7 protein-coding genes are annotated in these 10,548 nt (G+C 64.5%); 5 read left to right on the top strand and 2 right to left on the bottom strand.

The window, feature by feature from the left end:
- Nucleotides 1-614: hypothetical protein (locus ACIRA7_RS11705; RefSeq protein WP_396221024.1), on the top strand; the 614-nt coding region annotated here is incomplete at its 5' end.
- A gap of 153 nt (nucleotides 615-767) precedes the next feature.
- The gene (locus tag ACIRA7_RS11700; protein WP_396221023.1) at nucleotides 768-2,825 is read left to right on the top strand and encodes an Ig-like domain-containing protein; all 2,058 of its coding nucleotides are present in this window, start codon (nucleotides 768-770) and stop codon (nucleotides 2,823-2,825) included.
- 50 nt (nucleotides 2,826-2,875) lie between these two features.
- On the opposite strand, the gene ACIRA7_RS11695 is transcribed toward ACIRA7_RS11700, so the two are convergent.
- On the bottom strand, nucleotides 2,876-3,727 hold the full coding sequence (locus ACIRA7_RS11695; protein WP_396221022.1) for a CsgG/HfaB family protein: 852 nt from the start codon (nucleotides 3,725-3,727) through the stop codon (nucleotides 2,876-2,878).
- Nucleotides 3,728-3,931: 204 nt separating this feature from the next.
- On the opposite strand from ACIRA7_RS11695, the gene ACIRA7_RS11690 reads away from it, so the two are divergent.
- The 3 genes from ACIRA7_RS11690 (at nucleotide 3,932) to ACIRA7_RS11680 (ending at nucleotide 9,277) form a co-directional block, all read left to right on the top strand.
- A complete protein-coding gene (locus ACIRA7_RS11690; RefSeq protein WP_396221021.1) occupies nucleotides 3,932-5,557 on the top strand; it encodes a serine/threonine-protein kinase in 1,626 nt (541 codons plus the stop codon).
- Between the two features lie 311 nt (nucleotides 5,558-5,868).
- On the top strand, nucleotides 5,869-6,351 hold the full coding sequence (locus ACIRA7_RS11685) for a hypothetical protein (protein WP_396221020.1): 483 nt from the start codon (nucleotides 5,869-5,871) through the stop codon (nucleotides 6,349-6,351).
- Nucleotides 6,352-6,457: 106 nt separating this feature from the next.
- The gene (locus tag ACIRA7_RS11680; protein WP_396221019.1) at nucleotides 6,458-9,277 is read left to right on the top strand and encodes a carboxypeptidase regulatory-like domain-containing protein; all 2,820 of its coding nucleotides are present in this window, start codon (nucleotides 6,458-6,460) and stop codon (nucleotides 9,275-9,277) included.
- A gap of 89 nt (nucleotides 9,278-9,366) precedes the next feature.
- On the opposite strand, the gene ACIRA7_RS11675 is transcribed toward ACIRA7_RS11680, so the two are convergent.
- Nucleotides 9,367-10,548, bottom strand: a 1,182-nt coding sequence (locus ACIRA7_RS11675; RefSeq protein WP_396221018.1) for a DUF6259 domain-containing protein, incomplete at its 5' end; no start/stop codon positions are given.

Here is a 10,548-nt window from a genome sequence, read left to right as displayed (position 1 = left end):
TGCCCTTCACTGAATTGGTCGCCGGTACACCCGTTGATGCGTCCATCGCACCCGGCGCCGTGGTGACCGCGAGCGGGCAGCTTGACGGTGAGATCGCCGGTGCTGCCGTCACGCTCGACGCCAGCGTGCGACAGTTCTTTGCCGATACGTTTGCGGTTACGCAGGGGACTCGCCTGAGTCGCTCGGTCTATAAACTCGGTCCGCTGACCAACGCCGCGCTTCGTATTCGGCCCACCACGCGAAGTGCGCGCGATCTGGTGCTCACGTTTGCCGTGCAACAGCGCGCGCCGTACGAGGTGCTCGGTCGCGGACAAGTCGCCGAGAGCGGGGCGTCGCTGTTCTCGGCCGCCATCGCTGGCACCGTGCTGCGTGCCGGCGGATGGCGCATCGGTGCGGGAGTGGAGACCCGTACGTACAGTGGGATCAAGTCGGATTCGTCACTGGTGGCGGCGGCGTTCAACGACGTAACCGGCAGCGTCAATGTCGTGATCCCACTGCGAGGCTCGGAGCTGATTGTGACCACTGCTGCCACCACGGGGAGTCTGACCATTCGCAACAAGGCCGCGGTGGGGATGCAGCGGCTGCTCCTGCGCGGGCAGCTGTTTGTCTTCTGATTTCTGCCGCCACGCGCGGCCTGCGTGCATGTCTTTGCCGAACCACCGCGCACTCCTTCTCCGGTCATCGCACCGCGTCAACCGCTCGTAGGCGGTGCACCCCGCGCAACGGGCCTAGTGCGCTGCAACGAACGTCCCCGCTAATCATTGATCATGCTGACTGCACTTCAACATTCGGCGGCGCGATTCACGCGCATGGTTGTGCTCACCGCTGCCGCTACGGCCATGACCGGCTGTGTGCCGGCGCTTCACGACCCCGATCGAATCACGCCGACGGCGGCGCTGTCGTTCAGCGTCGCTACCTTGCCGGGTTCGGTCACCCGATCCGTGTCACTGGAGGTGTTTTACCGCGCCGCCACGGGTCGGATGAATCTGCTGACGCTGCAGCGCTCGGTCGAACCTGGCACCGTTCAGCTGCCGCTGGTGGTAGACATCGGCTCGTGTCTCAATGACGCCACACGCATTCCACTGAGCGAGGCGTGCTCACTATATGTTGGCATCGTGGCGCGCAACAGCGAGGGCGCGCTCGTGGACAGCACCACCATCGGCCCGCTGGCCGCAATACCGGGGGCGACCATCGCCGTGCCGCGCGTGGCGCTCGCGGTTCCTTCCACCATCGCGTTCTCGTTGCCGGATACACTGCGCGTGAACGATAGTCTGGCCGTCGCGGCCGTCCTGCGCGATTCCACGGGCGCGATCCTGACCGGCCGCGCCGTCATGTGGGAGTCGAGCAACCCGAGTATCGCGACGGTGAACGCACTAGGCGTCCTTCGCGCGCTCCGTGCCGGCGTGGTATCGGTAACCGCCACCAGCCTTGGTGCCCGCGCCTTGGTGCAACGCACCGTGTTGGCGGATGTTCGCACCGTCGCCATCACGCTACGGGACACGCTGCGCTATCTCGACACGGTCACCGTGACCGCCGTGCTGCGGGATCGCAATGGTGCTGTGGTCACCGGTGTGCCGGTGCGATTCAGCAGCGACGACACGCTGCGTGCCCGCATTGATACGACGGGCCTGTTGACGGTGCTGCAGGCCGGCACCGTGAACATCACGGCGACGGCGACGGGACGTGTATCGAGTGTTGTGCGCACCCTGCGTCCCGAGGGCATTTCGAAGCTTTTTGCCAACTACAACTACGTGTGTGGCGTTGGCGACACGGGACGCGGATACTGCTGGAGTCGAGGAACCGGGCAGGCAGGCTACAGCGCCGACATGCGACTGCGGCCAACCGCGATTCCCTCAGACAGCGCCATTGTCGCGATCAGTGGTGGCGCGTTTTTCAACTGTGGGCTAACGCGCAGTGGTCGCTTGATGTGCGCGAGCGTGAATGGTGGCAACACTTCTGGCGCGATGGCGGTGGGTGACCTGTTGCCAAGGGTCAAGCTGACACTCGCCGCCGGCGCGAACGTGGGGCCATTCGTCGAATTGGCTGCCGGCGGCAATCAAACGTGCGCGCGAGATGCCGCGGGTCGTGTGTTCTGCGCGGGCAACGCGCTGCGCGTCGGGTTTCCTGCGACCGCCGACCAAACCACGCTCGGCCAAGTGTCACTTCCGGCTGGCGTTACACTCGCGCGTATTGATGGGCCGGGAATCAACACCTGTGGCGTCGCCAGCGGTACGGCCGGTGTCTACTGCTGGGGCATTGGAGCGCGCAACAATACCTCGTCCGCGCCATTCGGCGCTCCCGTCACATCGGCGGACTTCTCACAGCTTCCGGTGCTATTGAATCTTGGCGGCGCTCAGGTCGCGCATTTCAATCCCGGCAATACGACGTCGTGCTATGTCGTACTGGCCGGCGATGCGTTTTGCTACGGAAGCAACTCAGGGGGGGCGCTGGGTGTGGGTGACACGTTGAGCCGCACGACACCAACGCGCGTGGTGGCACCACCTGGCGTGCGCTTTGTGGAGGTGCGCGGTTCGACCGCCGGGCTCGTCTGCGCGCGCAGTACTGACCAGCGTGTGTTCTGCTGGGGCTTCGGCAACACTGGCGGGTTGGGCAACGGTGCTACTCAGAATAGCTCGATTCCGGTGCAGGTGGCCCTGCCCGTTGGAGTGATCCCCACCGCATTGGTCAGCACTAATGGCACGGCGTGCATTGAGACGGCCGATCGGACACCGTGGTGTTGGGGTCTCAACGCCGGTGATGGGACGGCCAATAATCGCAACGTGCCGGTTAGGGTGTTGCTGCCCGGACAGCCGCTGCCACCATGACCGCATTGGCGCGGGCGCGCGCATGGCATTCGGCGCGCCGCCACCTGCGACTACATCCCACTCTTACCCAACCCCTTCACGATATCGTCGACGTCCTGCGCGAGGCTTGGCGTCTCCACCGCGGCACTCTTGAGCATCGTGACCACCGTTGCAGTGGCGCCGCCGCGCGCGGCGAGTCGCAACGCCGCCCCCATGGATACCAACCCACGCGATCGTGACGAGCCCCCGGCTGGCCGGGTCGCTGTGGCCACGGCGTTCGCCGGTGCCGATACGGCCGGAGTCTCCGGTGGTGACGGGAGTTTCGTGGTTTCCCGTGCCTGCCTCCCGGTATCGGCGGCTGGCCGCGCCGCCGGCCCATTGGGGGAACTGCCCGGCTGTTCAAGTCGCACGCGTCCGGGGAGTTTCAGGTTACGGTGTAACCGCTCCGCGAGCGAATCGACGGCGTAGCTGACGTCCTCGTTCCAATCCACATCACGAAACGTTTCAGAGTGCACGATCTTGGAAGTCTCGACCTCAAGCACGCGCGCGTCCATCCGCAGTCGATTGCGTCGATCAATCATCACGGTGCCGAACACCATGTACTTCGCACCCAACAGCCGCCCGACGCGTGCTGCTGACTCGGACTCGGTACGCCCGGACGCGCCAAGGTTTTGCTCATCGAGCAGCAGCTGGAGACGACGGCGGTCGACCAGATCAATTTCGGGGTTGCGCGCCAGGCGCGTCGAGATGAGCTCCGGCACGCTCCACTCAAGTGGCTCGTAGTCGGCACGATTGATCAGCGCCGCGTTGGTGAAGTTCATCAGGGCCAACGTCGGACGGGGAGCCGCCGTTTGCGCACCACCGTTTGCAGAGGTGAGGCACGCGGTCAGCAGGGCCGTGCCCAGCCACGGGAAAGCTTTCATTTGCGCCTCGAGCGAAGACGGATCACAATTCGTGGGTAGCGCAGGCGGGATCTCAGGTCACGCCTCCAACGCTAAACGTACGCCCGCTCCGCTACCGCCGGCAATACCACTCCGCTCCGTCGAAATCCCCCGAGTCATCGCGTGAATCTCCCAGCCAGCCAGCGTCCACGCTGTCCCGAATGCGGCGCCACCTACCCACCGGATGTGCGCTTCTGCGCTGTCGATGGTGCAGCGCTCACGCTCGCCGGATCGGGGTCGGATTTGATCGGTCGCGTTTTGGGGGGCAAGTATCGCGTCGAACGGCTGATCGGTAGCGGAGGCATGGGTGACGTCTTTCAGGTACGGCATGTCCGACTGGACGAAAAGCGTGCCCTGAAGCTGATGCAGGGTTCTGCACTGACCAACCCGATTGCGGTCGAGCGCTTTCGCCGAGAGGCACAGCAGCAGAATCGCATCCGGCATCCGAACGTGGCCACGTTGTATGACTTCGAAGAAGAAGCAGATGGGACGTGCTTTCTCGTGATGGAGTTTGTCGATGGACAGTCGCTCGGTGATCTGATACGCACGAAGGGAGCGCTGCCCGTTCCTCGTGTGGCATCCATCGTGCTGCAGATCGCCGCGGCGCTTGATGCGGCGCACGATGAGAACGTGGTGCATCGGGATCTCAAGCCGGACAACGTGCTCATTGCGCGTGCGCGCGATGGGTCAGACCGCGTCAAGGTGGTGGATTTCGGGATCGCGACCCTGATTCAACGGTCGGCCGATACGCCCGCACTCACCAGTACCGGTATGGTGGTGGGCACGCCGCGCTACATGAGCCCGGAACAGCTCTTCTCTGACACGGGTGAGCCGATCGATGGCCGCAGCGACACCTACGCCCTCGGCTTGCTCAGTATCGAGATGTTGCTTGGCCGGCTCCCCTTTGGCTCGGGTGAGCTCGCCGACGTGCTCCGTCGGGCAGCGTCGGCGCCTCCGGCCATCTCCACCATTGCGCCGGAGCTCGCCCTGCCGGCTGCGGTCGATGCGGTGTTCAGCACGGTGCTCGCCTCTGATCGGAATCTTCGCTACACGACGGCGTCGGCGTTTGCCCGGGATCTCATCGACGCCTTCGCGTTGGCCGGCGTGTCGCCCGGCCCAGATTCCGTGCCCGCACCGACCTCGCTTGATTCGCTGGCCTTCTCCAGGACGGGTATCCGGACGCCAGTGCCGCCGGAGGCCACCACGGATGCATCGGTCGCCGGTGCCCGCGCACCCGGGCGGCGGCGACCGACTTGGATCATGGCCTCGATCGGCGTAGGCGCACTCACCGCGATCGGTGTGTACCTGGCCACCGCGCGACCAAGCGACCCTACAAACCAAGCGGTCGTTCAACCCTCAAATTCCACGCGTGCGGCGGCTCCGGCGCCTGCACCACCGCAGCCGGTATCGCCGTCGCTTTCGTCGCCGTCGCAACCGACTTTGGCGCAGTCGTCACAGGCGTTGCGGTCTCAACCACCACGACCGGGCAGCGACGCCTCGGGTGAAGTCCCGGCAGAGGTGTTCGCGAAGCTTGAAGAATTCCGTAAGCTTCAGGCAGAGTCCGCACCCGCCTCCGATGTCGTCGCGAAGCAACGCATTCAGACCATTCGTGGCCTCGTCCCGGCGCTCAACAGCGCGCGCGATCGGTTGTTGGCGGGGCTGATGACCATCGAGGCACTCCTTGTCCTCGACGATACGGTGTCGGTGTGCAAACTGCTCCCAGGGCTCGAACGGCAGAGTCAGGGAACCGATCTGGTGCCGGTAGTGACGCTGTACCGCGACAGCATTCCGTGCGTGCCGAGGCCAGAGTAAGTGCGGCCATCCGTCGGGTGAGAGCGTCGCAGCTTCGGCGCGCGCGACGTCGCTAACTGCAGGGAACGAACCGCCCCGGGATTGCAGAAGGCGCCACGCGGTGAGAACCTGGCACCATCGCAGTCCCGAGCGCTGTGATGACACGTGCACGTGCAAGCGTTTGCCGGCCCCGCGGAGCACTGCTCCACCGGCTGACGTCGAGGCGCGTCGTGCCAGGCTTCACCATATCGTCATCCCATTGTCATCGAAATTGACTGTCCGGATGCGCCGGGGACGCTCACCGTTGATCCAACGCTTCCCCGAGAGCCTGCATGCGTGTGGTCGTATTGACGTGGGTTGGACTGACGATGGCGGTACCCCTGTCCGGGCCCACGTCGCGTGAGCCGTGGGGGCGTGAACAAGCGCCCGCCGCGGACTCCTGCGCGATCACGCGCACCGCGCACCATCGTGGCCAGGTTGAGCGCCCTGCCGCATTACGCGTGGGCGCGTCGTGGCCCGATGGATGGCGCGAGGTCACACGCCCGCTGTTCTCGGCGACATCGATGGACAGCATGGCGGCGCGGGCGATCGGCGTGCGCCAACCCCGCGACAACGGCGCGCCATCGTTACCCCGCGCGTGGGTGGCGTTCGTCGTCGATGCGAACGGTGCGGTCGCCGTATGCAGTTTCGGAGGCCACGACCGCCTCACCGCGTCCGCGCCACTGGCCCGCCGGCTGGCGCGGCTCCGGTTCACGCCGGCGCTGATGGCAACCCGCCCGGTCCCGCAACGGGTCGTGCTCGAACGCGCCCCCTGAGGGCCCGCAGCCCCCCGCCGACGGCCGTTCGGAATCCTTACGAATTCGCGACACTCGGCCTATACTGACGCAGTCCTTCCCCCCTCCCTTCCTCTGAGGAAAGCCTATGTTGCGACCGATCCCTAAACGGTTGCTCCTTGCCGCGACCGCGTTTGCGTCCGCGATCGCCCCCAGTGCCGTACTGGCGCAGAACACCATCACCCTGGAAGGCGCGGTGCGTGCCGAGGGGGCGCCGGTGGTCGGCGCGCAGGTCACGGTACGCAATGTGGCAACCGCCGAGGTCACCCGCGTGGCCACCAGAGCGTCCGGTGAGTTCCGGGTGCTGGGGCTCTACTCCGGACAGTACACCGTCAACGTGAAGGCGCTCGGTTTCCGGCAGCGCACGGACACGGTCAATCTCGCGCTCGGTCAGCGCGCGCGGCTCGAATTCAACATGGAGAAGGGCGCCGCGGAGCTGGACGCCCAGACCGTGACCGCGGAACGGGTGAAGCAGGTCGAGGTGCAGCGCATGTCAGTGAGCGCGCCCGTCACGAAGGATGAAATCGAAAATCTGCCCTTCAATTCCCGCGGCATCATGAACCTCGCGGGCATTGCGCCGGGCATCAAAACGTATTCGCCGCAGTCCGGACGCTCGCTGCCGTCAGGCGGTGCCGCACCGGACCTTCGTTTCTTCAACGTCTACATGGACGGCGTGGAAATGAAGAGTCTCTTCAACGGCAACATCGTTGGGCTCGGGCAGACCGGTTCGCCCCTGCCGCAGGAAGGGCTCGACAACTTCCGCGTGTACCTGAATCCGTACGACGCGGAATTCACTCGCGCCGGGTCGTACGTGATCAGCGCCGAGAGCAAGCGCGGCACCAACGAGTGGAAGGGGTCGGCGTTCGGGTTCTTGCAGAACAAGTCGATGCTCGCGAAAAACGCCTTTCAGGCCGCCGTGCCGGATTTCGGACGCGATCAGCTCGGCTTCAACATTGCCGGACCGCTCAAGAAGGATAAGCTGTTCCTGGCCACCAGCTATGAGCGGACCAACACCAACTTCTTCTTGGACGTGAATCCCACGACGGCCGCCGCCAACACGGCGTTCCCGTCGGCCCGTGGGTCGTTTGAGGCGCCCAATACCAATCACACGCTGTTCTCCCGTCTGACGTACGTGCAGAGCCCGCGGGTGACGTACGACTTCATGGGTTCCACCCGCTTCCTGCGCGGTGAAGGCAACTTCGGTGGCCGCGCGTCGCAGGATGCCGGCATCTCGCAGAAGTACGAGATCTATACCGCGCAGCTCCGGCAACGCTACATCTCCACCAGCGGCAACCTGGTGAATGAAGCCTCGCTGCAGTTGGTGAGCTGGAACCACAACGAAGCCCCGCTCAAGCCGGGCCCGCAGTTCAACTATCCGGGTGTGCAGTTCGGAACCTCGGGGTTCCCGCTCATCCTCAAGGAAAACCATTTCCGTTTCGTGAACCGGGCCACGTACAACCTGGAGAAGGCCGGCTCGCACATCATCAAGGCGGGTGTGGAGCTCAGCACCGTCGGCGCGCAGCAGAACCAGCCGAACAACACCAACGGCACGTTCACCTTTGCGTCGGACGATCCGACGGCGTTGCCCGTGTCGGCGTCGATCGCGGTCGGCTTCAATGACCCGAATGGCACGTCCGATGCCATTGCCGACGCCAGAGGGTATACCACCGGCATTTACATCAATGACGAGTGGCGCATCAAGCCGAACTTCACGCTGTCGCTGGGACTGCGGCACGACGTGGAGTTCAACACGATGAACAACAAGTACACGGTCCCCTGGGCCAATGACCCCACGCTCAAGGCGATTCCTGCGCTCCAGAATTTCCTGAATACCGGCAACCGCAAGAATCAGCTCGGCAATTTCTCGCCGCGTGTCTCGTTCTCGTGGGACCCGTTCAAGGACAATCGCACCTTCGTGCGCGGTGGCTTCGGCATCATTTACGATCGTGTCACCAGCTTCATGGGCTTCCAGGAGCGCCGGAATTCCACGTGGCGTACGTACACGTTTGCCAATCCTGGTACCCGCGATCCCGCGGTGTTGCGTCAGCGTGTGATCGCCGGCGCAACGGCAGCCGTGGCGCCGATTCTCATGGATAATGAGATGCAGACGCCGTACTCCAAGCAGATGTCGCTTGGTGTCGGGCATCAGCTCACACCGGAGTTTGGCATCAACGTGGACTACGTGCGTCAGAACATGGAAAACCTGTACGTCCAGCGGAATCCGAATTACCTCGATCGCACGGTCACGCCGGCCCGCCGCAAGTTGACGCCGGCCTATGGCGACATCCTGATCTGGGATGACATCGGTCGGTCGAACTATTCCTCCGTGCTGTTGCAGGCCACCTACCAGCGTGGCAAGGCACGCTTCAACCTCGGCTACACGCTGGGCTGGTATCAGGGTGACTTCGATACGGCTGGGTTGCCGAACTTCGCGTACGAGTTCCTGTTCAATCGCCAGCGCACCACGGGCGATGAGCGGCATCGTGTGGCGTTCTCGCACATCCTGCCGCTGCCGTTCGGCTTCATGTTCTCCGGTGTCACCACCATCGCGAGCCCGCGTCCGTTCCTCTCCACGGACGGTCGCGACATCAATCTCAACAACATCCTCACCGACGACTTCCTCGGCGGTACGGTGTCCTCCACCGGCAATCGCACCACGTTGCCGTCGAACGAATGGGGTAACTGGTATCGCACGGTGGACATCCGTCTTGCCCGCCCCATTCTGAACTGGAATGGCAAGAAGGTCAGCGTGTCGGCCGAGGCGTTCAATCTGTTCAACTGGAAGAACAACCTGGCATTTGGTGGCATTCGCTACACCGCCGCGGGTGCCGAGCAAGCCACCTTTGGTGTTCCCACGCAGGCCTTTGCGGCCCGCATGGGTCAGGTGGGCATGCGGCTCGACTGGTAACGCGGTCGGCTCGTTAGCGGTCCAGTAAAACAGCAGGGCGTGGCGTCGGAAGATTCGACGCCACGCCCTGTTGCTGTTTCGGGGCGCGCTTAGCGCCGTGCGGCTCTGCTCGCGCGATCGCGGTGGCGGAGTTCCAACACCACGCCGCGGAGCGGTTCCATGTCGAGCGTGAGTACGCGCGGTGTGTCGCCCAATGTGCCGAGTTCTGATTTGCCGTCGGCATCATGACGCACGATGCGCGTATCGGCGGGCAGGCCGTACGCCCGCCGGTCGAGCGTGACCTGAATGCGGCGGGTGTCGAGATTGATGCCGGCAAGCGCCACGGCGACGCGCCCGTCTGCGGCGCGGAAGGCGCCGGCGAGCACCTCAGGGACGGTGATGCGCGCCTCGGTGGGCCCGCCCAGTCGCGCGGCGTAAATGGAAATGCGCGACAGGAGCAGCTCGGCCGCCGGTACGTCCACAAGGGGCGGTCGCAGAAACACACCGGACTGGAAGAACTCGCGCAGGCCGTACCGGAGTCGCGCCAGCTGCTCGAGATATTCGATTTCGCGACGTCGCTCCACGAGCTGATCGGGGAGGAAGTTGGCGATCGTCGGTTGCATGCCCCACACGAACATGCGCGCCTGCTCCAGGTGGAATTGCCGCACGAACCTGAGGTCGAGCGGCGTAAGCGCGGTGGGCGGACGCTTCTCTTTCGGCCACAGCTCGTCGTAGGGCGGCAGCGTGAGCGATCCGTACGTGCCGTAGGTGAGGGCATACGGATGGTAGGCCGCCTGAAACATCGGGATCACTTCCCATCCGCTGGCGGGATCGGCGTATCGCTCCTGGCTCACTTGCAGCGTGAGAAACGCATCGAGGTCAGGCATCCAGCTTTCTCCGCCACCCTCACCGGCAAACCCCGCCGGACGCGTGCGACTCTTGGCACGCAGCTCGGAGGCCAGCGTGCGGAAGCCTTGCATCCAGTAGTTGCCACCGCCGACCGGATGGCCACGGTTCGGGCTCCAGTCGAGGAGACTGAGCACTGCCTGATCCATGTAGATGCCGTCGACGCCGTACTGGTTCAACACCGTGTCGGCGATCCCCGTGTACTTGTTGCGCCAGAATGGCGTGGCCGGGTTCATGGTGGCACAGGGGAGCGGATTGAACACGTTGTACGTCTCGAGACGCACCCGGCCATCGCGCTCGCGCACCGCCCACTGTTCCGCACCCTCCCGCGTCCAACTGGGCGTGTTCGTGCACCAGAGGCGTTGGTTCATGTACACGATGGCGTT

The organism is Gemmatimonas sp., assembly GCF_044376735.1.
Classification (GTDB): domain Bacteria; phylum Gemmatimonadota; class Gemmatimonadetes; order Gemmatimonadales; family Gemmatimonadaceae; genus Gemmatimonas.
This window is presented reverse-complemented; position numbering and strand designations above follow the sequence as displayed.